The organism is Mycobacterium arosiense ATCC BAA-1401 = DSM 45069, from assembly GCF_002086125.1.
GTDB classification, from domain to species: Bacteria; Actinomycetota; Actinomycetes; order Mycobacteriales; family Mycobacteriaceae; genus Mycobacterium; species Mycobacterium arosiense.
Window position 1 is genome coordinate 1 of record NZ_MVHG01000075.1, and the last position, 26,355, is coordinate 26,355.

The 26,355-nt window shown below is 69.8% G+C and carries 28 protein-coding genes; 10 read left to right on the forward strand and 18 right to left on the reverse strand.

The annotated features are described in order from the left end of the window. A partial coding sequence (locus BST14_RS21655) for an MMPL family transporter (protein ID WP_245845602.1) occupies positions 1-1,642 on the reverse strand: 1,642 nt, incomplete at its 3' end. A 165-nt stretch (positions 1,643-1,807) separates the two neighbouring features. Between BST14_RS21655 and fni the strand changes: the two genes are divergently transcribed. Both fni and BST14_RS21665 read left to right on the forward strand, forming a co-directional pair. Beyond that, the gene (fni, locus tag BST14_RS21660) at positions 1,808-2,854 is read left to right on the forward strand and encodes a type 2 isopentenyl-diphosphate Delta-isomerase (RefSeq protein WP_083066416.1); all 1,047 of its coding nucleotides are present in this window, start codon (positions 1,808-1,810) and stop codon (positions 2,852-2,854) included. 11 nt (positions 2,855-2,865) lie between these two features. Next, positions 2,866-4,116 (forward strand): glycosyltransferase, encoded by a 1,251-nt coding sequence (locus tag BST14_RS21665; protein WP_083066417.1) that lies wholly within the window; start codon positions 2,866-2,868, stop codon positions 4,114-4,116. Here BST14_RS21665 and BST14_RS21670 read toward each other — a convergent pair. From BST14_RS21670 to BST14_RS21685, 4 genes are all read right to left on the reverse strand, one after another. Continuing rightward, on the reverse strand, positions 4,113-4,697 hold the full coding sequence (locus BST14_RS21670; RefSeq protein ID WP_083066418.1) for a MarR family winged helix-turn-helix transcriptional regulator: 585 nt from the start codon (positions 4,695-4,697) through the stop codon (positions 4,113-4,115). The two genes, BST14_RS21665 and BST14_RS21670, sit on opposite strands and share 4 nt — an antisense overlap. Before the next feature lie 146 nt (positions 4,698-4,843). Next, positions 4,844-5,176, reverse strand: coding sequence for a DUF3140 domain-containing protein (locus BST14_RS21675; protein ID WP_083066419.1), 333 nt, complete (start codon positions 5,174-5,176; stop codon positions 4,844-4,846). A gap of 28 nt (positions 5,177-5,204) precedes the next feature. Then, positions 5,205-5,420, reverse strand: coding sequence for a hypervirulence associated TUDOR domain-containing protein (locus BST14_RS21680; RefSeq protein ID WP_083066420.1), 216 nt, complete (start codon positions 5,418-5,420; stop codon positions 5,205-5,207). Further along, positions 5,417-5,854, reverse strand: coding sequence for a hypothetical protein (locus BST14_RS21685; protein WP_083066421.1), 438 nt, complete (start codon positions 5,852-5,854; stop codon positions 5,417-5,419). The genes BST14_RS21680 and BST14_RS21685 overlap by 4 nt, the downstream gene beginning before the upstream one ends. 144 nt (positions 5,855-5,998) lie before the next feature. Between BST14_RS21685 and BST14_RS21690 the strand changes: the two genes are divergently transcribed. Beyond that, entirely contained in the window at positions 5,999-6,223 is a 225-nt protein-coding gene (locus BST14_RS21690) for a hypothetical protein (RefSeq protein WP_083066422.1), read from the forward strand. 37 nt (positions 6,224-6,260) lie between these two features. On the opposite strand, the gene BST14_RS21695 is transcribed toward BST14_RS21690, so the two are convergent. Genes BST14_RS21695 through BST14_RS21730 form a run of 8 tightly spaced genes read right to left on the reverse strand, consistent with a single transcriptional unit; the run spans position 6,261 to position 13,754 of the window. Further along, a complete protein-coding gene (locus BST14_RS21695; RefSeq protein ID WP_083066423.1) occupies positions 6,261-7,271 on the reverse strand; it encodes a Rieske (2Fe-2S) protein in 1,011 nt (336 codons plus the stop codon). Then, a complete protein-coding gene (locus BST14_RS21700; protein WP_083066424.1) occupies positions 7,268-8,794 on the reverse strand; it encodes a hydroxysqualene dehydroxylase in 1,527 nt (508 codons plus the stop codon). Before BST14_RS21700 ends, BST14_RS21695 begins: the two co-directional genes overlap by 4 nt. Next, on the reverse strand, positions 8,791-9,516 hold the full coding sequence (locus BST14_RS21705; RefSeq protein WP_083066425.1) for a class I SAM-dependent methyltransferase: 726 nt from the start codon (positions 9,514-9,516) through the stop codon (positions 8,791-8,793). The genes BST14_RS21700 and BST14_RS21705 overlap by 4 nt, the downstream gene beginning before the upstream one ends. Then, positions 9,503-9,814 carry a lycopene cyclase domain-containing protein gene (locus BST14_RS21710; protein WP_083066426.1) on the reverse strand — a complete coding sequence of 104 codons (312 nt, stop codon included), beginning with the start codon at positions 9,812-9,814 and terminating at the stop codon, positions 9,503-9,505. The genes BST14_RS21705 and BST14_RS21710 overlap by 14 nt, the downstream gene beginning before the upstream one ends. Beyond that, complete coding sequence (locus BST14_RS21715; RefSeq protein WP_083066427.1) at positions 9,811-10,134, reverse strand: lycopene cyclase domain-containing protein; 324 nt, start codon at positions 10,132-10,134, stop codon at positions 9,811-9,813. The genes BST14_RS21710 and BST14_RS21715 overlap by 4 nt, the downstream gene beginning before the upstream one ends. Beyond that, a complete protein-coding gene (locus BST14_RS21720; protein WP_083066428.1) occupies positions 10,131-11,084 on the reverse strand; it encodes a phytoene/squalene synthase family protein in 954 nt (317 codons plus the stop codon). The genes BST14_RS21715 and BST14_RS21720 overlap by 4 nt, the downstream gene beginning before the upstream one ends. After that, positions 11,081-12,601, reverse strand: a complete 1,521-nt coding sequence (gene crtI / locus BST14_RS21725) for a phytoene desaturase family protein (RefSeq protein ID WP_083066429.1) — start codon at positions 12,599-12,601, stop codon at positions 11,081-11,083. Before crtI ends, BST14_RS21720 begins: the two co-directional genes overlap by 4 nt. A 28-nt stretch (positions 12,602-12,629) precedes the next feature. Beyond that, a complete protein-coding gene (locus BST14_RS21730; RefSeq protein WP_083066430.1) occupies positions 12,630-13,754 on the reverse strand; it encodes a polyprenyl synthetase family protein in 1,125 nt (374 codons plus the stop codon). A gap of 519 nt (positions 13,755-14,273) precedes the next feature. On the opposite strand from BST14_RS21730, the gene BST14_RS21735 reads away from it, so the two are divergent. From BST14_RS21735 to BST14_RS21745, 3 genes are read left to right on the forward strand one after another with little or no spacing between them, the layout of a single operon-like run. Next, positions 14,274-14,981 carry an Rv1815 family serine proteinase gene (locus tag BST14_RS21735; RefSeq protein ID WP_083066431.1) on the forward strand — a complete coding sequence of 236 codons (708 nt, stop codon included), beginning with the start codon at positions 14,274-14,276 and terminating at the stop codon, positions 14,979-14,981. Positions 14,982-15,036: 55 nt separating this feature from the next. Continuing rightward, entirely contained in the window at positions 15,037-15,696 is a 660-nt protein-coding gene (locus BST14_RS21740) for a phosphodiesterase (protein ID WP_083066432.1), read from the forward strand. Positions 15,697-15,720: 24 nt separating this feature from the next. Continuing rightward, on the forward strand, positions 15,721-16,800 hold the full coding sequence (locus tag BST14_RS21745; RefSeq protein WP_083066433.1) for an NAD-dependent epimerase/dehydratase family protein: 1,080 nt from the start codon (positions 15,721-15,723) through the stop codon (positions 16,798-16,800). A gap of 9 nt (positions 16,801-16,809) precedes the next feature. Here the strand turns inward: BST14_RS21745 and BST14_RS21750 are convergent, their stop codons facing one another. The 4 genes from BST14_RS21750 to BST14_RS21765 form a co-directional block, all read right to left on the reverse strand. Further along, entirely contained in the window at positions 16,810-18,165 is a 1,356-nt protein-coding gene (locus tag BST14_RS21750) for a TIGR01777 family oxidoreductase (protein ID WP_083066434.1), read from the reverse strand. 17 nt (positions 18,166-18,182) lie between these two features. After that, entirely contained in the window at positions 18,183-19,427 is a 1,245-nt protein-coding gene (locus tag BST14_RS21755) for a glycosyltransferase family 4 protein (protein WP_083066435.1), read from the reverse strand. A gap of 91 nt (positions 19,428-19,518) precedes the next feature. After that, on the reverse strand, positions 19,519-21,099 hold the full coding sequence (locus BST14_RS21760; RefSeq protein WP_083066436.1) for a 1,4-alpha-glucan branching protein domain-containing protein: 1,581 nt from the start codon (positions 21,097-21,099) through the stop codon (positions 19,519-19,521). Next, the gene (locus BST14_RS21765; RefSeq protein ID WP_083066437.1) at positions 21,096-21,920 is read right to left on the reverse strand and encodes a class I SAM-dependent methyltransferase; all 825 of its coding nucleotides are present in this window, start codon (positions 21,918-21,920) and stop codon (positions 21,096-21,098) included. The genes BST14_RS21760 and BST14_RS21765 overlap by 4 nt, the downstream gene beginning before the upstream one ends. Before the next feature lie 229 nt (positions 21,921-22,149). On the opposite strand from BST14_RS21765, the gene BST14_RS21770 reads away from it, so the two are divergent. Together BST14_RS21770 and BST14_RS21775 are read left to right on the forward strand one after the other, a co-directional pair. Continuing rightward, positions 22,150-22,941 carry an electron transfer flavoprotein subunit beta/FixA family protein gene (locus BST14_RS21770; RefSeq protein WP_083066438.1) on the forward strand — a complete coding sequence of 264 codons (792 nt, stop codon included), beginning with the start codon at positions 22,150-22,152 and terminating at the stop codon, positions 22,939-22,941. A gap of 40 nt (positions 22,942-22,981) precedes the next feature. After that, positions 22,982-23,938, forward strand: a complete 957-nt coding sequence (locus BST14_RS21775) for an electron transfer flavoprotein subunit alpha/FixB family protein (RefSeq protein ID WP_083066439.1) — start codon at positions 22,982-22,984, stop codon at positions 23,936-23,938. A gap of 72 nt (positions 23,939-24,010) precedes the next feature. Here the strand turns inward: BST14_RS21775 and BST14_RS21780 are convergent, their stop codons facing one another. Continuing rightward, a complete protein-coding gene (locus BST14_RS21780) occupies positions 24,011-24,391 on the reverse strand; it encodes an SRPBCC family protein (RefSeq protein WP_083066440.1) in 381 nt (126 codons plus the stop codon). A 205-nt stretch (positions 24,392-24,596) separates the two neighbouring features. Here BST14_RS21780 and BST14_RS21785 point away from each other — a divergent pair, with 205 nt between their 5' ends. Together BST14_RS21785 and BST14_RS21790 are read left to right on the forward strand one after the other, a co-directional pair. Continuing rightward, on the forward strand, positions 24,597-25,445 hold the full coding sequence (locus tag BST14_RS21785) for a GNAT family N-acetyltransferase (protein ID WP_083066441.1): 849 nt from the start codon (positions 24,597-24,599) through the stop codon (positions 25,443-25,445). Next, a complete protein-coding gene (locus BST14_RS21790) occupies positions 25,442-26,281 on the forward strand; it encodes a lysophospholipid acyltransferase family protein (RefSeq protein ID WP_083066442.1) in 840 nt (279 codons plus the stop codon). Before BST14_RS21785 ends, BST14_RS21790 begins: the two co-directional genes overlap by 4 nt. The last annotated feature ends 74 nt before the right edge of the window (positions 26,282-26,355 follow it).

Consider the following 26,355-nt stretch of genomic DNA (forward strand, 5'->3'; position numbering starts at 1 on the left):
CACCCATGCCCAGCGCGGCCAGCGCTCCCAGGATCGTCGCGGCCAACAGCGTCGGTGGCGCGAGGGCCGAGCGCAGCACCACGTACACGACGACCAGGATCACGGCCAGGATCGCCGGGATCAGCAGCAGCCGGTCGTGCGTGGCCGCATCGCGAACGTCGAGGGCCTGCGCGTCGGGCCCGCCCACCAGCGCTGCGCTGTCGATGGCCCGCGTCGAATCCCGCAGTGCCGCAACGGCGGTGAACGCCTGCCTGGATGACGGCGGCGCGTCGATCACCGCCGACCACTTGGTCACCCCGGATCTTGATCGGCCCGACTCGGTCACCGAGACGACGCCGGGGGTGGCAATGATTGCCTGCCGCAGCGACGCCCCGAGATTCGTGCGCCCGATGATCAGCGCCGGATTGGTCACGCCGGCCGGAAAATGTTGGGCCACGGCGTTGTAACCGACCACCGAGTCCGCGCGCACGCGGAACTGTTCGGTCTGCGTCAAACCGATTCGAGTTCCCAGCAAGCCGGTGCCGAGGCCCACCAGCACCGCGACCGTGACCGTCGCCACCAGCGCGGGGCGCCGATTCACCCATTCCGCTACGCGAAGCCACGCGCCGGAGCCGAGGGTATCGCCGTCGCCCGGGCGCGGAACGAACGGCCAGAACAATCGCCGCCCACCGACGGCCAGCAGCGGGGGCAGGATCACCAGCACCGAAATCGCCGCGACGGCAAGGCCGCACGCCGCGAGCGCGCCAAGGCTGCGGGTGCTCGGGGTGGACGCCAACAGCAGGGTGAGCAACGCCGCCACCACGGTGGCGTTGCTGGCGACGATCGCCGGCCCCGCCCCGCGCACGGCCTCGCGCAGGGCGGCCCGGTGTCGGCAATGGCGGCGCAGCTCTTGTCGATACCGGGAAATCAACAGCAGCGCGTAGTTGGTGCCGGCGCCGAAAACCAACACGCTGGTGATCCCGGAGGTGGCGCCATCGAAACTCAACCCGGTCAGCGATGCGACCGCCGTGCCGATCGCCGCGGCCACTCGATCGGCGAATCCGACGACGAGCAGCGGGACCAGCCATAGCACCGGCGAACGGTAGGTGGCGATCAGCAGCAGCGCCACCACCGCCGTCGTCACCGCGAGCAGGGTGATGTTGGCGCCCGCGAACGCGCCGGCGATGTCCGCCCCGAACGCGGGGCCGCCCGTCACATGCACCTGCAGCTGCGCGGGCAGACCGGTGGCCGCGGCCGTGCGCAACGTGGTCACGGCGTCGGCCAGGGCCAGCCCGGACAGCTCGGCGTTCAGCGGTACCACGGCCATCGCGGCCCTGCCGTCGCTGGACGGCAGCAGCGGACTCGCCGCCGCATTCGCACCGGGCTGCGCGGCCGCCAGCGCCCGAGCCCTTGCGGCCTGGGCGGCGGCGCGATCGGACGCGGCCAGCGCGCCTCCATCGATGCGGGTGACCACCACGATTAGCGGGGCCGTCTCACCCCCGGCAAACTGCCTGGCCAGGGCGTCGACCCGCGCGGATTGCGCAGAGACCGGAACGGATTGTGGCGACTGGCCCGCGGCGGCGTTACCGCCGATAACGGCCATCAAGCCAACGCCGAGCGCGGCCGCGATTAGAGCGAGCAGCCATGAACGCCGGCCCGTCACAGCGGCCGCCACGCGATCCACGTTTACAACCCTTTCAGTGTGTGAAACATCAATCAACTGAAATGGACCATCGCCACGCGACGGTGCCGACGGTACGCGGGAGGGGGCACTATGGACAGTAGGGACGCGGGGCGGGGGTGGCGTCGGACGCGAGGGGGACCTGCGATGACCGCTGAACGCGGCGAGATGACCACCCGCAAGCGGCGGCACATCGACGTCTGCCTGAGCGAGCCGGTCGGCTACGACGGCGTCACCAACGGGCTGGACCGCTATGAACTGCCGTACAACGCGCTGACCCAGACGAATCTGGGCGACATCGATTTGTCCACCGATTTTTTCGGTGCCCGCCTGCGGTCGCCGATACTCATCGGCGCGATGACCGGGGGCGCCGAGCTGTCCGGGACGATTAACCGCAATCTGGCCGCGGCGGCGCAACAACTGGGCCTGGGCATGATGCTGGGCTCGCAGCGCATCATGTTGGACAGCGCGCTGGGGGAGCGCGCGGCCGACAGCTTCACGGTGCGCGATGTCGCCCCGGATGTCTTGCTGTTCGGCAACATCGGTCTGGCGCAGCTGACCAAGACCGCCGTTCCCGATCTGGCGAAGGCCCTTGACCGGGTGGGGGCCGACGCGCTTGCCGTGCATACCAATCCGCTCCAGGAAGCGATGCAACACAACGGCGACACCGACTTCTCCGGTTCGCTGAGCAGGTTGCGCGATGCCGCCGACACCGTCGACTATCCGGTGTTGCTCAAGGAGGTGGGGCACGGGATCGGCGGCGCGGCGGCCGCGGAGCTGGTCGGGTCAGGAGGCGAACTGCCGGTGGCCGGAATCGACGTCGCGGGCGCCGGCGGCACGTCATGGTCGCGTGTCGAGCAGTTCGTGCGGTACGGCGAACTGCGCTATCCGCATCTGGCCGACTGGGGTATCCCCACCGCCCGCGCCATCGTGGAGGTGCGTCAGGTGCTACCGGCGATCCCGTTGGTGGCCTCCGGTGGCATCCGTACGGGGATGGACGCGGCCAAGGCGATCGCGCTGGGCGCCGACGTCGTGGCGATCGCGCGGCCGCTGCTGCCGGCGGCCATCGAATCGACTGCCGCCGTGGTCGATTGGCTGCAGCCGTTCATCGACGAGCTGCGCGTCTGCCTGCACGGCTGTGGCGCCGCGAACCTGGCAGACCTGCGCGGCGTCGACCTCGTCGGCGCGGACTAGGTCCGCGCGACGTGGCCGTCATCCTGGCGTACGGCTCGCCGGCCCTGGGGCATCTGCTGCCGACCGGGGCGCTGCTCGCCGAACTGGCCCGGCGCGGGCACGAGGTGCACCTGCGCACCATGTCGACCGGTGTTTCGATGATGCGGTCGATCGGTGTGCACGCCGAACCGGTCGACCCGCAGATCGAGGCGATCGCCGGCAACGATTGGCAGGCGCGAAACGCTCTGGGAGTGTTGAAGTTAACGATCGACGTGCTATGCCGGCGGGCGGTGCTGGAAGTCGACGACTTTCGGCGTGCGGTAAGTGTGACCCGGCCGGACGCGGTGATCGTGGATGCGAACTGCTGGGGAGCTCTGTCGGCCGCGGACGCCGGGGATCTTCCGTGGCTACTGTTTTCACCGTTCACGCCCTACCTGCGGTCCCGCGGCGTGCCACCATTCGGTCCGGGTTTTCGTCCGCTGCCGGGCATCGTCGGTGACATCCGCGACGCCACGGTGCGACCGATCGTCAGCCACCTGTTCGACCGGCCAATGTTGCCCCGCGTCAACGGCATTCGTGCCGAGCTGGGCGTGCCGCCGGTCGGCTCGGTGGACGGTTTCATGCGCCGCGCCCCCCTGGTACTGGCGGTCGGCGGCGAGCCGTTCGAGTACCCGCACCCCGGATGGTCCGGCGTGGTGCACCACATCGGTGCCTGCGCATTCGAGCCCTCGACGGCCCCCGCACCGGAGTGGATCGATGCCATCGATCGTCCGATCGTGCTGGTGAACACCTCCTCGTTGCGGCAGGGTGACGAGGCCCTGGGGCGAATCGCGTTGCGCGCGCTCGCCGACGAGGACGTTCATGTCGTGGCGACGTTCCCGGCCGGTGTGCCCGCTGAGCTGCCGCGACCCGAGAACGCGACCGTGTGCCGGTTCGTGCCGCACGCGGCCATCCTCGGCAAGGCCAGCTGCGCCATCACGCATGGGGGGATGGGCACGACGCTGAAGGCCGTCGAGCGGGGTGTCCCGGTTTGCGTCGTGCCCTTCGCGCGCGACCAGGCCGAGGTCGCGAGGCGAGTGGAGATCGCCCGCTGCGGAACCCGCCTGGCCGCCAAGAAGCTGACCCCGGCGCGGCTGAGGGCCAAGGTGCGCAAGGCGATGACGATGGTCGACGGCGCGCACCGCGTGGCCGCGGGGCTCGCCGCGACGGGGGGCGTGGCCCACGGCGCCGACTTGATCGAGCAGCGGCTACTGGGTTGCGCCGCCGAGCGGCCGGTGCACTAGTCCGGCGCGGCGCCGCGTCTCGCCGGACCGCGACGGCCCTTGACCGTCGCGCGCTTCGGTTCGGTGGCCGCGGGCGTCCTCGGACCCGGTGTGGCGAATCGTGATTCGAAGCTGGCCATCGCCTCGATCATCGCGGTGAACACCCGATGTGCCGCCGCCAGGTCGCGATCGGGAAGGTCGGCCAGCGCCGTATGTAGCTCGGCACCAAGGGGAGTGAAGAATGACCGGGCCAGCGCCATGCCCGGTTTCTCGTAGCGCAGCAGGGTCTTGCGCCGGTCCTGGGGGTCGGGTTCGCGCCGGACGTGGCCGGCGTCGATCATGCGGTCGACCAGATAGGTGATCGCGGCCGGTGAGACGTCCATGCGCCGGCGCAACTGGGCCGCCGTCAACGGCTCCCCGGCGGTCTCGGCGACCATGATGTGCAGCAACGCATGAAAATCCGTGCCTCTGACATCGTTTAGCCGGGCGAAGTGCCGGCCGATGCGGTCGGACTGTGCGGTGATCGCGCGCATATCGGCCGACATCAATGTCTCGAGTTCGGCTCGATCTGGTCGCCGGTCAGCGGCGGCGCGCTTGGTCACTTACCCGCATCCTTCTTGAAAGGCGGCCAGCGCATCTGCGACCGCCATCGGCGGCAGGCAGACGCCCGGGCGTTTCGGGGCCATCAGCCTGTGGCACGCCGGGCGGAACGCCGTCGCCGCGAACGCGGCCGCGATAGCGGACGGACTCAGGACTTCGCGGGGTCGTGGCCCCAGTTCATCAGCGAGTAGCGCCACGGGCTTTCGTCGATGTCGCCCTTGGGGCGTTGCGCCAGGTGTCGCTTGGCGTAACCGACAACCTTTCGCATGTGCGCGTAGTCGTCCTCGGTGAGGTCGGCCCGTTTGGCCTTGAGTATTTTGACGATGTGACGGCCACTGGCGTGTCCCGTGGCCTCGCCACCGCCCCGCTTTTGGCCCACGCTCTTCGATTCCTCGGTGCCAAGCCAGTTTTCCAGCTCGCGCGCGGTCATGTTGACGGTGTCCCGGAAGCTATCCCAGGTGGTTTGGTGGTCGTCGGTCATGGCCAATCCTCGATCCTGTTGCAGCTATTCACTTTACGCGGCGCAGCGCATCGGGCTTGTGCACCGCGTCGGCGCCCGTCTTATCGCTGCGCACCTTGTACTGCGGCTCGTCCTTCGACGCCCGCACCGTGCGCCCGGCGGCTTCGGTGTCGGAGGTGATCTTGGCCTCTACCGTGCCCCGGACCGTGGTGCCGTGGCTTTGCCACTCGACCTTGTCACCCTTGTTGAATTGGTTGTCGCTCATCGGGATTCACCTTTCGTCGAGCCGTCACCGGGGGAGGCGGTGTGGGCCGGATGCCCAGTAGTGCGTCGGCGCTCTTTGAGGGCCATCTCATAGACGTGGCGGCGACCGTCGGTGAGCCGGCTTCGCACCAGCTGTTCGATCTGGGTGAAGCAGCGGTAGTAGCCGTCGTCGTAGTCCTCGACGACCTGGAAGCTCCACCGGCCCGGCAGGACGTTGCGCCCGATCAGCTCGGTGCTGATGTGTTGGGCCAGATCGGCGTGGCCGGTCTCGCGCAGCCGCGCCACCGCCTCGTCGAGTTGCAGGTCGGCCCGGCCGGTGAGCTGATGGAAGGCGTACAGATGCCCGCGGGCGCGCTCGATGGTCTCCAGCGCCTCGGTCACTTTTCCTACCGCCTGCGCCACACCGTCGATCTCGCCACCGGCCCCGTCGTCCATGCTTTCCTCCCCGTGTTGGTCGCAGCATTCCCCCCGCAGCGCGGCGCGAATCGTCGGATTCGGGGATTGGGCACCCGAACGGTTGGTGCAACGCCGCGCGCCGCGACGGTTTGAGGGAGCCCGCGCCGGGTATCTGACGGGGCGATGACTGTGATCGAGACGTCGCGACGGCTGGGGCGTGCCGAGCGCAAGGTGCTGCGCCTGCAACGGCGGTTGTGGCTTGCGCAGTTGGCCATGTGGCCGATTGCGATCGTGTTGGCGGCGGCCCTGCTGGCGGGGACGGTGTGGGTCCTGCGGCGGAAAACGGCCGGCCAGGGCCTCGACCCGACTCCCACCGCGATCGAACCGGCCGGCGACCACGTCCCATGAGGCGACGGCGCCTCCTTGCGCACGGCGTGGCGCGGGATCAGCCGAGTCCGGCGCGAACCTGGTAGCGGCGCTCGGCGTAGGCGAGGTCGTCGCGCCATAGCTTGGTGGCGGCGTACCGCATGAACGGTGTGAGCAGCGGCGCCGCCCGAGCGGCGCGCGTGAAACCGGGCCGGTCCGAATGCGCGATGGTGGCCTCCAGGACCGCGGTGCGTGGTCGGCCGTCGGGACCCGAACCGATTGGCGTGGCATGGGTTTCGACGACGCTGCCCGTCCCCTCCCCGTCCACGATGCGCATGACGATGGTGCGTGCCTCCGGGCAGCTGAACTCCGCGACGACGGGCACCCCGACGCGACCCATCCGGAAGGTCACCGCCACCAAGAATCGGTCCGCCTCTTCGGTGGGCGTGGTGAGCACGTCGAGCCGGGTGAACGAGTAGGGGTGAAACCACGCGCCGTGCCACGGATCGAGCCGGTTGGCGATGATGTCGCTCGGTTCGCAGACGCCCGCCATGCGGGCGACCGCGCTCAGGGTGTCGCCGGCCGGCCGTTGCGCAATCACCGGCCGGTCCAGCGGGTCCTGGCCGCCCGCCGCGTCGAGCCGTACCCAGGCCAGGACGCCGTCGTCGTGACTGGGCAACGGGCTCCAGCCGAATTCGCGAGCGTGTCCGTCCAGGGTCAGCCCGTGCCAGCGGCAGATCAGCGTGCCCCGGTGCACGGTTCCGGTGGCGAGGTCGGCGCCCAGATGGGGGCAACTGCGCGGGCCCACGCATAACCGCCCCCGGTCGTCGCGCCAGGCCACGACCTCGACACCGGCGACGCGGGTGCCCAAGGGGCGCTTGGCGGACACCTGTCGACTGGCGGCGAAGGCATACCAGTTGCCGGTGGGTTTGCGCTGCGAGCGGCGCAGCGCGCCCTCAATGATGGCCGGTTGCGCGTCGCGATAGGTCGGGCGCTGATCGGCCCATGACATGCGCGGGATCACCTGCAGTGGCCACCCTTTGGCCCGGGTGGCGGACAAACGCTGCTGTAGTTGTTCGCGGAACCTCATGGTGTGGTGGATCTTTCGCGGGTGGCAAGCCATCGAAGCAGCGGTGACCGGCCTTGGGTGGGTACCGTGGCCAACGGATGTCCGGCTAATCCCCATCGTTGCAGGAGTTGGTTCGCCGCGCACCAGCCGGTGGTGGCGGCGCGCTCCATGAGCGCCACCGGCAAATCGATGCGGATGGCGTCGCCGGCCAGCAACAAGCCCGGCGTGGGCGTGCGGACCGGGGGACGGGAGCAATAGGAGCCCGGCGCGAACAGCGGGCAGTCGTTGCGATGCAGCAGCTTCTCGTGGACGATCTGGGCCGCGGCGGTTTCCGGGTACACCCTGTGCAGCTGCCGTAGCGCGGCGTCCCGGTTCAGCGCGGAATCCAATGCGTACGAATGCAATTCGACGACGGAACCATGATGCATGCCGGCCCAGTCGCGTGCTTGGCTTTCGTAGCGCTCCAGCACGCTGATGTTGTCCAGCGGTTCATGGCCGGCGGTGCCCAGGAACGCCGGCCGGTGCGGCGCGACCGGGCGGTCGAGCCACAATCGATGCACGACGAACGGCGGCGCGGTGCGCAGCCGGGAGATCTGGGTGCGCCAGGCCTCGGTGCCCAGGTCGGGCGAGGCGGCGACGATCCGCTGTAAACCCGCGATGTCGGTGGCCAATACGACGGCGTCGACCTCGCGGTGGTCATCGGAATCGGTGTGCACTTGGAAAGACTGCGCGGTGTCCGTGTCGATGCGCAGCACCTTGGTGGCGAGCCGCAACCGCACGCCCCGCCCCTCGAGATAGCTGCGCAACGGCTGCCACAGCGCGCTGTCGTAATTCGCCACCGGCACGTCGAAGATCAGACCCTCGGACGATCCCAGGAAGTAGATGTGAAACATGGTGGCCAACTCGGCCGCGGAGAGCTTGGCGGGGTCGGCGAAGAAGCTGCGGGAGAACACCTCGAACGCCAGATGCCGTGCGGCCTCGGGGAATCTGATGTCCTCGAGAAACGTCGCGGCGTCGGTGTGGTCCAGGCGCTCATACGTGCCGGGCACCGACACGGCGGCCAGCGGCGCGGCCGCGCGGGCGTCGATGCGGGTGAAGTCGCGAAGGCGGAACGTCGGGCTGCGCGCCGCAAAGACGACGGCGTTCCATGGCGGGGTGCGCGGCAGCCCGCGGAAGCTGTCGCGCCGGCCCGCGCCGTCGATCAGGGGGTAATCCTCGACGGGAGTGAGCATCCGCAATTGCGGGTCGATTCGGCTCAGCAGGGCGCGCAGGTTGTAGTACTGCCGGAAGAACGCGTGGAAGCCGCGGTTCATCGCGAGCCCGGCCTCGCCGTCGCGCTCGGTCCAGCCCCCCACCCGGCCGCCGAGGTAGCGCTCGCTTTCAATGACCTCGACGGCGACGCCGCGCTCGGCCAGCCCGGTGGCGGCCGTCAGCCCGGCGATCCCGCCGCCGACGACGGCCACCCGTGGACGCGTCGGCAGCGCACCGGCATCCGGCAATCCCGTTGGCGCGGCGAATGTCCGGCGCCGCCGATCGGCGGTCATCGCGGCGCGTCCGCCAGGAAGGTGTGCACGATATTGGCTTCCCACCCGGGCATGGTCTCGCTGTGTACCGCGGTGAAGCCGGCGTCGGCGAGGCGAGTCCGAAACCGCGCGGCGCCGTCAAACTCCAGCACGCTGCGCCACAGGTAGCGATACAGCCCGGCGTCCCGGGTGCGCCACCATCCCGCGGGAATGATGATGCCCCAGCACACGGCATGCCAGATGCGGGTGGCGGCCACGGAGTCGCGCACCGAGTATTCGTGCACCGCCAGGGTGCCGCCCGGGCGCAACAACCGGCGGAAGCGGCGCAGCTGGGCGTCGCGGTCGGCGACGTTACGGATCAGGTAGGCGGCCAGGATGGCGTCGAACGGTCCGGTGATCCCGTGCTCCGCCAGCTGCTCGACGGGGGTGTGCACGAAGCGCACCGAGGCGGGCCATTGTTTGGCGCGCGCGGCTTCGAGCATTCCGTGCGACGCATCGACGGCGACGATGTCGGCCTCGGGTGCGGCGGCGAGCAGCGCGGCCGTCGAGGCGCCCGTGCCGCAACCGGCATCGAGAAGCCGTAAGCCCTTGCCGCGGTGCGGGATTCGCATCCGGCGCGCCGACAAGGTCAGCTGCGCGTGGTAACCCGGGCTGGCGCCGACCAGCCGGTCGTACGCCGGCGCACCCGCGTCGAACGCGGCCGCCAAATCGCGGTGCGCGGAACCTGCATCACCGACGCGCACGTTGCCGCTCCCACAGCAGCAGCACCGCGGTGACCAACGCGAAGCCGAACAGAAAGTCTTCGACCGGGATGTCGAACGGAAAACGCACGCCGCTCAACTGCCGATCGTCGTAGACGACGATGGGGGAGCTGAGTTTGGTCAGCCAGCCGTCCACCGGGATCTGGAATCCCAGTACGATCAGCATCGACAGCCAGTACGCCGGACGCCGGAAGAGCCCGGTCCGCAACACCGCCAATTCCAGTGCGCAGACCAGCAATACCGCCAGCGCGGCCGGCAGCGTGTAGCCGATGCCCGTCATCGGCGGTGCACCTTTTCCAGGATGGTCGTCACGGCGTTGTAGGTCAGCAACGCGCAGACCGGAATGACGAGGAAGAACAGCACCTCTTCGAGCGGTACCCGGAACGGGATGCCCAGGCCGCACAGGTAGGCGCGGTCGTAGGTCCACACGTGCGCGGCGACGGCGATCTCATCCCAGATCAAGAACACCGCGGCCACCGGCAGGACCGCCTTGACGACCCGTCGCCACCGGCGGTAGACGCCGGGGCCGAAGATCTCCAGCGGCGCGGTGATCACCAGGCATGCGGCCAGCACCGCCAGGTATTGCCACCGATCGCTCATGCGGCCCCCGATTGACGAACGCCCCGAGCGCCGTTGCGCGCCCGCCACGACCGTATCAGTCCAGCACCGGCGACCCGAAGCCGTCGCGCCGTGCCGACGGTGGCGCGGTAATCGAACACCGCGAAGTCGCTTCTTTCGATGCAGTCCAGGATCTCCGAGTACAGCGCCGCCGCGGTCGCCACGCACGGTCGCGAGCGGCGGGCGAGCGTGGCGATCCCGTCGGCGGCGAATCGGTAAGTCTGCCGGGTGATTTCGTGCTGGGTGACCAGGGCCCGGCGCACCCGAGGATCGGTGCGGCGATGGCTGTGGCACCACATCAACAGCTCCCTGTCGACCCCGTCGGCGGCCAGTTCGTCGGCCGGCAGGTAGACCCGGCCGCGCTGCAGGTCCTCGTCAACGTCGCGCAGGAAATTGGTGAGCTGGAACGCGCGACCCAGGGCCGCGGCGTATGGCGCCGCCTCCTGCACGGGCGTAACCGTACCCAATATCGGAAGCACCTGCAGCCCAATGGCTTCCGCTGAGCCGCGCATGTAGCGGTCGAGGGCATCGCGGTCCGGATAGTCGGTGACCGTGAGGTCCATCCGCATCGAAGCCAAAAAGTCCTCGAACAGATGCGCGCTGATCTGATAGCGCCGCACGGTGTGGGTCACCGCGGCGACCAGCGGGTCGTCCAGGTGGGCATCGCCGGAGAAGAATCGCTCCGACAGCTGCGCCAGCCGCTGGGCGCGGACGTCGGCGCCGAGGTGCGGGTCGAGATCGTCGAGGATGTCATCGGCGTAGCGGGCGAAACCGTACAGCGCGTGCACCGGTGGCCGCTGGTCGGGCGCGAGCAGCCGGGTCGCGAGAAAGAAGGTGCGGCCATGCGCGGCATTGAGTTCCCGGCACCGGCGATACCCGTCGCGCAGCCACGGATCGTCGATCCCGGCCGCGGCCAGCTCGCCGCGCATCATGCCAAGCCGGCTTTCAAGTCGACGTGCGTCGCCGAGGGTCCGGCGACGCCGGTGATGCGGTCGGCGGCGAGCCGCCCGGAAATCAGCGCGGTCGGAACGCCGACGCCGGGCACCGTGGAGGACCCGGCGAGCACCGCGTTGTCGATGCCGCGCACCATGTTGCCCGGCCGAAACGGTCCCGTCTGACCGAACGTGTGGGCGAGCGCGAACGGACTGCCGGCGGCCATGCCCTGACGCGCCCAGTCGGCGGGGGTGACGACATCCAAAACCGTTGCGTCGTGCGGTAAACCGGGCAGCAGCCGGTCGGCGACGTGCGTGATCATGTCCTCGACATAGGGGCCTCCGGCGCTGGCCCAATCGATTCTGCCGCGGTCCAGATTCGGTGCGGGGGCCAGCACGTAGAGCAGATCGCGGCCCTCGGGAGCCAGGGTCGGATCGCTGGCCGTCGGCCGGGTGACCAGTAACGACGGATCCCGCATGAGCGCCCCGTCGTCGACGATGTCGGTGAAGGTCCGATCCCATGCCTCGCCGAACAAGATGGTGTGATGGGCGGTCTCCGATTCGACGGCGGGACAACCCAGGTGCGCCACCACGGCCGAGGGTGAGGGTCGCAGCCGCACCAGGCGGTGCGGTGTGCGGCCCAGCAGCTCGTAGGTCTGCGGGAGTTCGGTGGTCAACACCACCGCGTCGCAGGCAATCCGGCCGGACTGGTCGGTCACCACGGCGCTGACCCGGCCGACGGAACGCTCGAGCGTGCTAACGGTTGCGCCGTAACGAAATTCGACGCCGGCGTTGATGGCGGCCGCGGCCAGCGCGTCGGGCAGTGCGCGTACCCCGCCGCGTGGAAACACCACTCCCGAGACGGTGTCCATGTAAGCGATCACCGCGTAGACCGCGAGCGCGTCGCGCGGCGCCACGCCCGCATACAGCGACTGGAAGGTGAAGATTCGCTGCAGCCGTGGGTCGCTGATGTACCGCTTGACCATCCGGTCCCATTTGCGAAAGCCACCGATCGCGGTCAGCCGCGCCAGTTGCGGGCGCAGCAGGGAGAGCGGGGAGTCGAAATTCGCGGCGATGAAGCCGTCGAATTCGGTGTCATACAACCGCGTCAGCCACTTCCGAAGCCGCCGATAGCCCGCCGCCTGCCCGAAGCCGGCGAACTCCGCGACGGCGTCGGCCATCCGATCCGCGTCGCTGTGCACGTCCAGCGCGCTGCCGTCGGCGAACACCGCGCGATAGGCCGGATCGACCGTCAGCAGCTCCATGCGGTCGCAGAGTTTCTCGCCGATCGCGGCGAACGTCTCGTCGATGATGTCCGGCATGGTGAGCACCGTCGGCCCGGTGTCGATCCGGTAGCCGTCGATGTCCAGACGACCGGCCCGCCCGCCGGGCCACTGCTGGCGCTCCACCACCGTGACCGCACGTCCCCGGCCGGCCAGGTGCAACGCCGCGGCAAGACCGGCCAGCCCGGCGCCGATGACCACCACGTGATCGGTGCGTCCTTCGATGGTCCGCATGATCAACGGGCTCCCCGGTCGGTGCCACTCATTCGGCGCGATCCGTGCAGACGGCGGCCATTTCGGCCAGCGCGGTGCGAACCGGCCCGTCGATCGGCAGGTCGCTGAGGTGGTCGCGCGCGGACGCGACGCGGTCGTCGATCATCTCCTCGATCAGCTGCACCGCCCCCGTCTCGACGATGAGCGCTTTCCACCTGTCGATGGCGGCGTCGTCGAGCGGTTCACGGTTCGCGAGCTCGCAAAGTTCAGCCCGTGCCGGCGCATCGGCGAGCTGGTGGGCGGCCACCACGACGCTGGTCGCCTTGCGCTCGAGCAGGTCGCCCGCACAGGGCTTGCCCGTGACGGCCGGCGACCCGAAAACGCCGAGCACGTCGTCACGAAGCTGGAATGCCTCGCCGACGGCGCCGCCGTAGCGGCCCAGCTGTGACAGCGTCCGATCGTCGCACCCGCCCATCACCGCGCCGATTTCCAACGGCCGGCGCACGGTGTAGTTGCCCGACTTACGTCGTGCCACATCGAGCACCACTTCCAGCCCGGGCATCCGGCGCGCATCGCTGGTCAGGTCGGCGAACTGTCCGACGGCGAGCTCGGTGCGCATGGCGTCGTAGCGGGGCCACGCGCGTTGCAGGCGCACGGGCTCGACGCCGCTGTCGCGCAGCATCTGTTCGGCCCAGATGAGGCAGAGGTCGCCCAGCAGAATGGCGGCCGATTCGCCGAATCGCTGCGACGAGCCGGACAACCCGCGTTCGCGATGCCATTGGCCGAATTGCCGGTGCGCCGAGAGGCGCCCGCGCCGTTCGGCGGAACCATCCATGACGTCGTCTTGCAGCAGCGCGAAGGCGTGCAGCAGTTCGAAGCTGGCCGCGGCCCGCAGCGCGGCCTCGTCGGGCGGCGCGCCGCACAGCCAACCCAGGTACGCGAAGGCGGATCGCAGGCATTTACCGCCGGAGACGAACTGCGCCAGAATGTCGCCGGCGGCGTCGACGCGCGCATCGTCCAGTTCGCCGACGCGCCGTGCGGCGACGAAGTCGGCGACGTCGCCCAACACCATCCGCCGGACGTTCGATCGCCATGCTTGGAAGTCGTCGGCGTTCAGCCAACCGATCGCCACCGGCGGCGACACCGTCGCCGGTGAAAACAACAGAGCCCTCATTGTGCGGCCCTCATTGTGCGGCCCTCATTGTGCGCAAGCGCTCCCTCCCGGACGCAACGGCATGCCAAGGCCCGCGCGGTCCAAACACCCGCGTCATACCCGCCGATGAGGCGGGCAAAACCACAACGCTGACCGTCGGACGCGCCCCGCGTCGCGCCCGCTACCGAGATACCACCTTGTTCAATAACTGAAACATAAATTTGGCGCTTCACCGTGCTGCGCCGGCCGAGCGCGGCCGCGCAGATACATACCCTGCGACGCAACGATTTTCCCGTGACGGCCATGCCGCGGACCGCCGAAAGGTGTTCTCGCGCAACGATGCGCCCGCACCGGTGACGTGCCCCCTGTGCGGACCGCAGCGCCCGCGCACCCGCCACACTGACGCAACGCGGGGGAGCAAGGGCCGGGGTCTGGATCTTGCCGCGCAGCGCGTGGTTTGACAGCGTCGACGGCGGGTATACGCGTGTCGAGTAACTGACGCGACAGACCCCTGATCGACGTGAGGGGTGATGCGCCCCAATGGAAGAGCTCGACCGCCGGTGGTACCGGCTAGCGATCACCTCCGCAGTCACGGCGTCGCTCTTTGCCGCGCCGGGTCAGGCGGCCGCCGACCCCGGCGGCACCGTGTTCCCCGGAATGGAAATTCGCCAAGGCACCGCGGTCTGCATGGTGGGACTGGTCGAGCCGCGGCTGCGGGTGGCCGTGACCAGTGGCCAGTGCGATGGCCGGAACCCGATGGTGACCGACCATGACCGCAACCCGATCGGCTCGGTGATACTCGGGCGCCGCCAGGTCGAGGCCGACTCCGCCGTGGACATCTCGATGCTGCCCGTGGAATACGAAGTCATCGCGATCGCGCCGGAGGTGGCGGCCAGCGATGTGCTGCCGACGGGGCGCCATCTGGGTTCCCTGCCCGGGGTGTACGCGCAGCCGGGCATGCCGGTGTGTCAGCTGCGCAGCGCGACCGGTCAACGATGCGGCTCGATCAGCTCGGTGAGCAACGGCCGTTTCACCACCACCGACATGGGGTTCGCCAGCCGGGACTTCGGCGGCCCCGTATACCTGCTGACCGACGACGACAACGCCGTGATCGTGGGCTTGGTCGAGGGCACCTGGAAGTCCGCGCCCCAGATCGAGTCGTGGCAGGCGGTGATGGCGCAGGTCTACATCGACAGCCACACCTACAGCCCGCAGCAGCAACGACCGCCCGTCCTGCGGATGATCTAGCCCGCGTCCCTGGCCGCCCGTGTTTCCCCGGCCGCAGAGTGGGAACCCGCCGCCGGTGAACGTTTTCGAACTTGCCGCCCTGCCCTTCCAGTGGGGCTCGGCGATCCGGGGTAAGCGCCTCTTCCACCCGATCGGAGTGCTAACGCAGGGCGTCATCGAACGCGTCGCCCCGGCGGGCCAGGGCCTGCCCATTGTGTCGTCGCAGATCGTTGCGCGCGTGTCTAAGGCCACCGGCACGCCAGGAGCGCTGCCCGACTTCATCGGGCTGGCCTTCCGGGTGCCCACACCGCAGCCGTGGGACATCCTGCTGGTCTCCTCGGGGTCGGGGGTGTTGTCGCGCGCGGTGGCGCTGCGGCCGGCCACGTCGTGGAACGGTCAAACGCTGACCACACTGATGCCGCTGCACTATCGGGACAACAACTGGTGGCTGCGGGCCAAAACCTCGAGCGAGATCGGCGGCGCGGGACTGTCGCTGGACAGCGTCCGGACGAAGCTCGAGCGCGGCAACATCGAGGTGGCGCTCGATCAGGCCTGCGGCACAGGGGATTTCACGCCCGTGGCCCGCATGACCCTGACCACCGTGATCGACCACGACGTGTCGTTCGACCCCGTCCGCAACACGCCGCCCGGCCTGAGCCTGCACCCCCGGTGGCTCGCGGACCTGCGCGCCCGCGCCTATCAGCACAGCCGCGACGGCAGGCATGCCGAAGAGTAGCCGGCTCGCTTGTAGGAGGTAGCCGTGTCCAAGCGGATCGTCATCACCGGGGCCAGTGGCAACGTCGGCACCGCGCTGCTGCGCCGGCTCGCCGAAGACGGCACCGACCACGAGATCGTCGGTGTCACCCGCAGACGACCGCCGGCGGACGGGGTGTATCGATCCGTCCAATGGCATGAGCTCGACCTCGCGGATCCGGGCGTGGAAATCCAGCTGCTCAACGTTTTTCGCGGCGCGCAGTGTGTGATCCATCTGGCGTGGGGGTTCCAACCCACCCGTAACACGCGCTATCTGGACGCTGTCGCCGTCCACGGGAGCTCTGCCGTGTTGAGCGCGGCCAATAACGCCAAAGTGCAGCAGTTGGTCCACATGTCGTCGGTGGGGACGTATGCCCCCGGACGGTACGGGGAGAGGGTCGACGAGTCGTGGTCGACCGCGGGCATCAGGTCCTCCGCCTACAGCCGGGCGAAATCCACGGTGGAGCACATGCTCGACGACTACGAGCGCCGCAATCCCGACGGCGTCGGCATCGCCCGGATGCGGCCCGGCTTCATCATGCAGCGCGACGCCGCGATGGGCCTGCGACGCTATACCTTGCCCGCATACCTGGACTCGCGATGGCTGCGCTGGCTGCCGGTGCTGCCGCTGGACCGCTCGCTGTGCGTGTCCATCGTGCACGCCGAAGATGTCGCCGACGCCTGCGTGAGGGCGATCGAGCGTCGCGCCACGGGGCCGTTCAACCTTGCCGCGGAACCGCCGGTGTCCCGCGACGACATCGCAAAAGCGTTGCGGGCATACCCGATTCATGTGCCCTTGCGCCTACTCTGGCTTGCCGTGGAGGCATCGTGGCGGGCTCGATTGCAGCCGATCGACCGCGGCTGGCTCGACATGGCGTATTCGTTGCCCCTGCTGGACACCGGCCGGGCACGCGACCTGCTCGAATGGTCGCCGCGATGGCGATCGGTGGCCGCACTGGCCGACCTCATCGACGGGTTCCTGCACGGCTCGGGGACAGCGAGCCCGGTGCTGCACCCCCGGTCGTTGGTCGAGGCGCTCAGCCGTGACGTCACCGCCGGACCGCTCACCGTGCGGCCGGTGCCGTAACGGGCATCGTCAACCGGTGCGCCCCAACAGGTGGCGCAGGGCCCCGTCGAGGTCGGGGCGACGGAACCGGTGCCCGGCGGCGGCGAGCTTGGCCGGAGCCACCCGCTGGCTCGCGGTCGCCAGTTCGCGGGCGCCCTGCGCGCCCAGCAGTAGCCGCGGGCCCAGCGACGGCACCGGCAACACCGCCGGCCGGTTCAACACCGACGCCAGGGTAGCGGTGTAGTCGCGGTTGCGGACCGGTTGTGGTGCAACGGCATTCAACGGCCCCGATAACGTAGTGTCCCAGAGCGCGCGGTGGTAGACGTCCACCAGGTCGTCGATGCCGATCCAGGACAGCCATTGGCGACCGTCAGCCAGCCGGCCGCCCAACCCGGCGCCGAACAGCGGGCGCATGAGCTTCAGTGTGCCGCCGGCGGGCGATTGCACGATGCCGGTGCGCACCCGCACCACCCGCACCCCGGCCAGCTGCGCGGGCGCGGTCGCCTCCTCCCAGCCGGTCACCACGTCGGCCAGAAAGCCGTCGCCGCGATCGCTGTCCTCGGTGAGGATTTCATCGCCGCGGTCGTACCCGTAGTAGCCGATCGCCGACGCCGAGATCAGTGCGGCGGGCCGGGGCTCGCTGCGACCCAGCAATTCGGCCAGCCGCCGGGTGGGCTCGATTCGGCTGTTCTGGATGGCTTTCCGGTGTTTGTCGGTGAACCGGCCGGCGATCGAGGCTCCCGCCAGATGGATCACCGCGTCGATTCCGTGGAACAGCCGCGGGTCGGGATCGTCGAGATCCCACCGCCGCTCGTCGTCGCCGCGGGCGGCATGCCGGACCAGCCGGACCACCCGATGCCCGCCGGTGCGCAGGAAGGCGGTCAGCGCCGAACCGACCAGCCCCGACGATCCGGTGACCGCGATCGTCCTCGGGCGCAGCCCGTTCTCGGCGGCCAACCGGTGCGCGGCCAGGTCGTCGGCCAGCTGCCGGTGTCGGTAGTCGAACATGGGCCGCAACAGTGCCCGCGGCACCGGCGTCTCGACCCGGTCGATCACCCTGGTGCGGTTGCCGCCGAGGTCCTCGAACTCATGAATGTGGCGCCAGCGCACGGCGATTCGCGCCGGAAGGGTCGCCAGTCCGTCGCCGCCGATGGTGTCGACGAATCGTCGGGGTGGGTCGTAACCGTCCGGCTGATGGAGGGCGACCCAGCGCAGGCCGCCGGGCAGCGCCAGCGTGGCGCGCCCGTCCTCGAGCGAGGCCGCCTCGGTGACCAGGCGCATCGGCTGCCACGGCGGCGCGAGCCGGGCGAACGCCCCGGGCCGGGCATACCAGTCGAAAACGTCGGTGATTCCGGCGTCCACGACGCTCGAATACTCCAGCCCCATTTCCGAAACGTCAGCCCCTACCGGTTCGGCAAGGCGTGTTCGACGATGGGCAGCCGCGCGTGCGGCTGGCGCACCCCGCGCTTGGCCGACAGGTACACCTGCGCGGTCTTGTCGGCCACGGTGTGCCAGTCGAAATCCGAGGTGAGTCGTTCGCGGGCGGCGTGGGCGCGCTGCTGTGCGGCCTGCGGATCGTCGAGCACGCTGCGCACCGCCGCGGCCAGCCGGGCCACGTGGCGCGGCGGGTACGAGACACCGGTCTGGCCGTTGATCACCGCCTCGCCCAGGCCACCGATGTTGGACGTCACCAGGGGAGTGCCGGCCGCGGCCGCCTCCAAGGCCACGAGCCCGAACGGCTCGTAATGGCTGGGTAGCACCGCGGCGTCGGCGCGATGCAGGAGGGCCAACAGCTCCGCGTGGTCGAGGTGCCCGACGAACCGGATTGCCTTGAGCACCCGGTGCTTTCGGGCCTGCTCGACGAGCCAGCCCTGCTGGGTGCCCTCGCCGGCGATGGTCAGGGTGGTGCCGGGGTGGCTGCGCCTGATCCTGGGCAGCGCGGCGATGACGTCGTGCACCCCCTTCTCGTACTCGAGCCGGCCCAGATAGAGCAGTTCGGCCGGCCCGGTCCGCTGCCGGCGCGGCGCGAACGGCCACCGCGCGGTCTCGATGCCGTTGCGGATCACCGTGATCTCGGCCAGGCCGGGACCGAACAGTTCGGTGATCTCGTCGGCCATCGACGCCGAACACGTGATCAGCGAGTCGGATTCGCGCACCAGCCACGACTCGACCGCGTGCACCTGGCGGCTGATCTTACCGCTGACCCAGCCGGAGTGCCGGCCGGCTTCGGTGGCGTGCATCGTGGAAACCATTGGCGCGTCGTAGAATTGGGCGAGCGCGATCGCCGGGTGGGCCACCAGCCAGTCGTGGGCGTGCACGACGTCGGGCCGCCAGGTGCGGCTGGTGCCCGGTTTGGTCAGCGGCAGCCCGGCGCGGATCATGGAGTGGCCCATGGCCAGCGTCCAGGCCATCATGTCGGTGCCGAAGTCGAATTCGTGCGGGTCCTGGGCGGCCGCGATCACCCGGACACCCTCGCTGATCTGATCCGACGACGGATGGCTGCGGGGATCGGTCCCGGTCGGACGGCGCGACAGCACGACGACGTCGTGACCCGCGGCGGCCAGCGCGGTCGACAGGTGATGCACGTGCCGGCCGAGCCCGCCGATCACCACCGGCGGGTATTCCCACGACACCATGAGGATCTTCACGCGTGTCCCTTCGGCCACGAGCGTGCACGAAATGCCGTGTGTCGCGGCGTGTCACCGTACCGACACGCACGCTCGCGGAGAAGGCGGGATGTCATCGGGGCAGCCTGCGGGCATCGAGTGCACCGAACAGCCCGTCGGCGCGGTTCCATCCCTCGGCCAGCCGCTGCGCGGTGTCGCGCCGGCCGGACGCCAGCGCGTCGGCGATCTCGCGGGTGGCGTGCGCGTGCAGGTGGGCGCGGTAGCGGGCGTAGTCGGTGGCGGAATCCTTGCTGACCATGAAGGGCCAGTCGCTGGAGACGGTGAGCAGCGTTTCGCGCAGGATCTGATCGGCGACGTGGTCGCGGGGGATGGGCCCGTCCAACGACGCCGTCTGGGACAGCGCCTTGTCGACGGTGCTCAGCGCCATGTCGACCACTTCGCCGTTCAGCGCCACCAGATCGGCGACCTGATCGCCCGCCCAGACCTGCCAGTCCTTGCCCGATCCCCACGAGCTGGGCGGCAGGGCGACCGGGGTCCCGACGAAGCCGCCGTCGATGGCGTCGGACAGCGTGCCCACCCGAATGCCCGCCTCGGGCAACGCCCGCAGCACCCGCTCGAGCCACGCCGGGCCCTCGTACCACCAGTGGCCGAACAGCTCGGTGTCGAAGGCGGCGATGACATGGGCGGGTCGCCCGATGCGCTCGGACTCCGACAGCAACCGATTGCGGACCACCTCGACGAAGTCGGCGACGTGCGTATCGACCGCGTGGCCGGCGCGCTCGGGGTCATACGGCGCCTTGTCCTCCGAGGGCACGTTGCGGCCCGTCACCCGGGCCGGCTTGAGGCCGGTGAGGTGGTCGTAGGTGTGGAAGTCGCGATAGGCGGCGTGCCCGGGATAGCCGGACTTCGGTGACCACACCCGGTAGCTGACCTGCAGATCGCGCCCGAACGCCACCACGTCGGTGTCACCGACGGGCCGGCCCAGAGCGGTGTCGCCGTGCAGCGACGGGCCGTCGACCATGAAGTGGGTGACGCCCGCGGCCGAGTAGTCGTGTTCCATGCCCGGCGCATAGGCGCATTCGGGCGCCCAGATCCCGCCCGGGCGCCGGGCCAGCCGCGATTGCGCGTCGGCCAGGCCCTCGCGCAGCGCGAACTCGCGCAGCCGGGGCGCCAGCAGCGGCTGAAACGGGTGGGCCAGCGGCCCGCCGAGCAGCTCCACCGTGCCGGCGTCGAGCAGGCCGCGCAGCAGCGGGCTGCCACCGTGCCGCCACAGGGTGGCGAAGTCGTGCAGCGCGCCTTCGGCCTCGACGGATTCGCGAATCCCCAAGGCACGCAGCGCATCCGGCGTGCACGACGGGTAACCGGCCGACTTCGAGCGGGGGGCGGAGCGCACGCTGGTGGCCTCCAGGGCGCGCAATCGCCAGTTGGCCAGCCAGTGGTGCATGCTGTCGAGGCAGTACGGGTCGTCGAGCTGCGCGTTGACCACCGGAGTGACGCCGAGCGTGAGCAGGCCTCGGCGATCTTCACCGGCCAACGTGTTCAGCACGCGCATCAGCGGCAGGTAGGCCGCCGCCCAGGATTGGTACAGCCATTCCTCGCCGACCGGCCAGCGGCCGTGATGGGCCAGCCAGGGCAGGTGGGTGTGCAAAACCAGGGTGAACAGGCCGGGCACCCGGTTGTGCGCCGTGCTCACGGCGCTACCGCGATCGCGATCAGGTCGAGGCTGTCGTCGATGTGGTGGCCGGTGCCGGCCCCCTCGCCGGCCTCGACCAGGTCGAAGTCCGCGGTGGTGACCGCGGCGACGTCGGCCGCCAGCTCGGGCGGCCACGGTGTATCGGCCACCGCGTGGGCGATCTGCGCGTCGATGATCGAGCCGCCGTGCCGGGCGTCCATCTCCCGCAGCCGCGGGCCGTGGAAAACGCCGCTGATCGACACGCCGCCGAATCCGCCGCCGATGAGCAGCTGTGTCAGCTCGGCGGCGTTGAGTTCCCGGGTGTGGAAGGGGTTGATCGGGGTATCGCGGCCCGGGGAGAAGGTGATCCGGTTAGGGGTCGACATCATCAGCAGCCCGGACGGTCGCAGCACCCGGGCGCATTCCGCGACGAATTGTGTTTGGTCCCACAGGTGCTCGATCACCTGGAAGTTGACCACAACGTCCACCGACGAGTCGGGCAGCGGCAGCCGTGCGAGGTTCGCCTGCATGACGTCCACCCGGGGGTAGCGGCTGCGGACATGGGCCACCGCCGCCTCGTCGTAGTCGACGGCGATGACGCGGCGGGCGACGCCGGCGATCAGATCGGCGCCGTAGCCCTCGCCGCAGCCGGCCTCGAGCACGTCGGCGTCCGCGCAGTGCCCGGCAAGCCGCTGGTAGACCACCTCGTGGCGGCGAAACCAGTAGTTCTCGATGTCCAATCCCGGGATGGTCCGCTCGCCCGTCAGCGTCATCACCGCGTCGCCCACCGACGAGGTGTTGCCGGGGGTGTGCTGCGGGACGTCAGGGACCAGTGCGCTCATCGCATAGGCAGGCTAACGCGAAGTGTCGGATTCGCGAACCGGGGACGTGCGGCCGTGCCTTGTGAGGCGACGGACGGGCTGCCAGAACGTGCTGCCCGACCAGCTATGGTGTGAATGCATACCGCACAAAGTTACCGGGTAGTAACACGGCCGTGCGTTGCGTAACACGCGTACCGAGGTTTCGTAGCCGATTGCTGCGAGCCCCCTTCGAGGAGGACGAACCACACTCATGACGAACATCGTGGTCCTGATCAAGCAGGTCCCAGACACCTGGTCGGAGCGCAAGCTCTCCGACGGCGATTTCACGTTGGACCGTGAGGCCGCCGACGCGGTGCTGGACGAGATCAACGAGCGCGCGGTCGAAGAGGCGCTGCAGATCCGCGAGCGCGAGGGCGGCGAGGGGTCGGTGACCGTGCTGACCGCGGGTCCCGAGCGCGCCACCGAGGCCATCCGCAAGGCGCTGTCGATGGGCGCCGACAAAGCCGTCCACCTCAAGGACGATGGCCTGCACGGCTCCGACGTGGTCCAGACCGGATGGGCGTTGGCGCGCGCGCTGGGCACCATCGAGGGCACCGAGCTGGTCATCGCCGGCAACGAGGCCACCGACGGGACCGGCGGCGCCGTGCCGGCCGTCATCGCCGAGTACCTGGGCCTGCCCCAGCTCACCCACGTGCGCAAGCTTTCCATCGAGGGCGACAAGGTCACCGGCGAGCGGGAGACCGACGAGGGCGTGTTCACCCTCGAGGCCACCCTGCCCGCGGTGGTCAGCGTCACCGAGAAGATCAACGAGCCGCGCTTCCCGTCCTTCAAGGGCATCATGGCCGCCAAGAAGAAAGAGGTCACGGTGCTGACCCTCGCCGATATCGGGGTCGAGCCCGACGAGGTCGGGCTGGAGAACGCCGGTTCGACCGTGCTGTCGTCGACGCCCAAGCCGCCCAAGACCGCGGGCGAAAAGGTCACCGACGAGGGCGAGGGCGGCAACGAGATCGCCAAGTACCTGGTCGGCCAGAAGATCATCTAGCACCAGACACCTCCGGACACACGAAAGAGCGAAATAACCCATGGCTGAAGTACTGGTGCTCGTCGAGCACACAGAAGGTGCGCTGAAAAAGGTCACCTCCGAACTGATCACCGCCGCCCGCGCGCTGGGCGAGCCCGCCGCCGTCGTGGTCGGCGCGCCCGGCACCGCCGCGCCCTTGATCGACGGTCTCAAGGAGGCCGGCGCCGCCAAGATCTACATCGCCGAGTCCGACGACGCGGACAAGTACCTGATCACCCCGGTGGTCGACGTGCTGGCCTCGCTTGCCGAGTCCAACCCGCCCGCCGCGGTGATCCTGTCGGCCAACGCCGACGGCAAGGAGATCGCCGGCCGGCTCGCGGCCCGCATCGGTTCCGGCCTGCTGGTCGACGTGGTCGACGTCAAGGAAGGCAACAAGGCGACGTACTCCATCTTCGGTGGCGCGTTCACCGTGGAGGCGCAGGCCAACGGCGACACCCCGGTGATCACGGTGCGCGCCGGCGCGATCGACGCCGAGCCGCAGGCCGGCGCCGGCGAGCAGGTCACCGTCGAGGTGCCGCCCGCCGCCGAGAACGCCACCAAGATCACCGCCCGCGAGCCCGCGGTCGCCGGCGACCGTCCGGAACTGACCGAGGCCACCATCGTCGTCTCCGGTGGTCGTGGCGTCGGCAGCGCGGAGAACTTCAAGGTCGTCGAGGAGCTGGCCGACTCGCTGGGTGCGGCCGTCGGAGCCTCGCGCGCCGCGGTCGACTCCGGCTACTACCCGGGCCAGTTCCAGGTGGGCCAGACCGGTAAGACGGTCTCGCCGCAGCTCTACATCGCGCTGGGCATCTCCGGTGCGATCCAGCACCGCGCGGGCATGCAGACGTCCAAGACGATCATCGCGGTCAACAAGGACGAAGAGGCGCCCATCTTCGAGATCGCCGACTACGGCGTGGTGGGCGACCTGTTCAAGGTGGCTCCGCAGCTGACCGAGGCGATCAAGGCGCGCAAGGGCTGAGTCCTACGGCCGCAAAGCCCCCGGCACCGCGGTGCCGGGGGCTTTGGTTTTAAGGCCGGATCGTCGACGGTGCTAGGCGCCAATCAGCATTGCGTCGATGCGGCGCAGCGCGATCGAGCAGATGGTCAGATAGGGCGCCGCCCACCACGGCACGTCCATGGATGCCCGTGCCCCGCCGGGCACCGGGGCCACCCTGTGCCGGGTGGCGGGCACGCCGGCCACCCGCCACGCCCAGGACCGCCCCGGGTCGAACTCGGTGATGACGAACGGCACCGACACCAGCAGCGACGTCTGAACCATTCCGGTCGCGTGCAAGCCCAGCTCGGTATGCGGCGCGTCGAGCCGCCCGCCCCGGATCGTCGGGCCCCACTTCGGCCAGGCATCGAGATCGACCAACAGCTCCCACACCGCCGACGGGTCGGCCGCGATGAACTTCTCCGCGGTCAGCATCATGGCGCAACCTGCACCCTGCACGTCCTACCCGTCGCGGCTCATGCTCAACCGTGGCAGTCGGCACCGCCTCGTTCACCCGCCCGTCGCGCGCCGTGTGATCTGCGTCGCCGCGCGGTTGATCTCGCGACATTTCGTCATCTCACGTGCACCGACACGTCACAGCGGCGATGCCGACTAGCTCATCGACTACGCCACGTTGGGGTTCATGAGCATTGCTTCAGTCCTCATACCCAGCGAGAAACCCTCCGGTACCGGCGGCTCGCCGGCCGCACCCCGCTACTCCCTGTTGCTGTCCACCGACCCCGACATGATCGACGCGGCGCAGCGACTCCGGTATGACGTGTTCACCAGCACGCCCGGCTTCGCACTGCCAGCGCTGGGCCGCGACGGGCGGGATGCCGACCGGTTCGACGAGTTCTGCGACCACCTGCTGGTGCGCGACGATCACACCGGTGAGTTGGTCGGTTGCTACCGCATGCTGGCGCCGGCCGGCGCCATCGCGGCCGGGGGGCCCTACACCGCCACCGAGTTCGACATCCGCTCGCTCGACCCGCTGCGACCGTCCCTGGTGGAGATGGGACGCGCCGTGGTGCGCGACGGGCATCGCAACGGCGGCGTCGTGCTGTTGATGTGGGCGGGCATCCTGGCCTACCTGGACCGCTACGGCTACGACTACGTGGCCGGATGCGTATCGGTACCCGTCGGCGGCGAAGACGACGGTCGGGCGCCGGGCAGTCAGCTGCGCGGCGTCCGCGACTTCATCCTCGGCCGGCATGCGGCACCGCCGGAATACCGGGTGTACCCGCACCGGCCGGTGGTCGTCGACGGGACGAGGCTCGACCACATCGCGCCGCCGGCACGGCCCTCGATTCCGGCGCTGATGCGCGGATACCTGCGACTGGGTGCCCGGGTGTGCGGTGAACCCGCGCACGATCCCGACTTCGGCGTCGGCGATTTCTGCGTCCTGCTGGACAAGGCGCACGCCGACACCCGATACCTCAAACGACTCCGTTCGGTGTCCGCGGCATCGGAAATGGCGGGCGGCCGGCGATGAACGCGGGCACCGGACACTCCTGGCTGCCGCGCGCCTCGTGCGACGCGAGCTGCGTGGGCGCCGGCGACGCGGCGACGCCGCGACGGCTGCGGGTGATCCTGCGGGTCGCCCTTCGCCTCACGCTGGCGCTGCTGCTCGCGCCGGGGCTGCCGCTGCTGGCGATTCCGCTGCCGGGCCGCACCCGCGCGCAGCGCATCTATTGCCGCGCGGTGCTGCGCTGCCTCGGTGTGCGAATCACCGTGACCGGCAACCCGATTCGCAACCTGCGCGGAGTGCTGGTGGTGAGCCCGCACATGTCGTGGCTCGACGTCTTCGCCATCGGGTCGGTGCTGCCCGGGTCGTTCGTCGCGCGCGCCGACATGTTCACCGGCCGCGCGACGGGGGTGGTGGCCCGCATTTTGAAGATCATCCCGATCGAGCGGTCCAGCCTGCGGCGGTTGCCCGGTGTGGTGGACGCCGTCGCCCGCCGGCTGCGCGCCGGTCAGACGGTGGTGGCGTTCCCGGAGGGCACCACCTGGTGCGGTCTGGACCGGGGCGCCTTCTACCCGGCGATGTTCCAGGCCGCGATCGATGCCGGCCGCCCGGTGCAGCCCGTGCGGCTGACCTATCACCACGTCGACGGCAGCCCCTCCACGGTGCCGGCCTTCGTCGGCGACGAGACCCTGCTGAGCTCCATTCGCCGGCTGCTCGTCGTGCCCCGCACGCTGGCGCGGGTGCGCGTCGAGTCTCTGCAGCTCCCGGGGACGGACCGGCGCGCCCTGGCCGGTCGCTGCCAGTCCGCGGTGGGCGCCGGAACCACCCGGCGCGCTGGTCACGGGCACGTGCTGGTGGCCTGAGCGAACGGGCGGGCCGGTATCGTGGTTCGCGTCATGGTCTACCTCGATCACGCCGCCACCACCCCGATGCACCC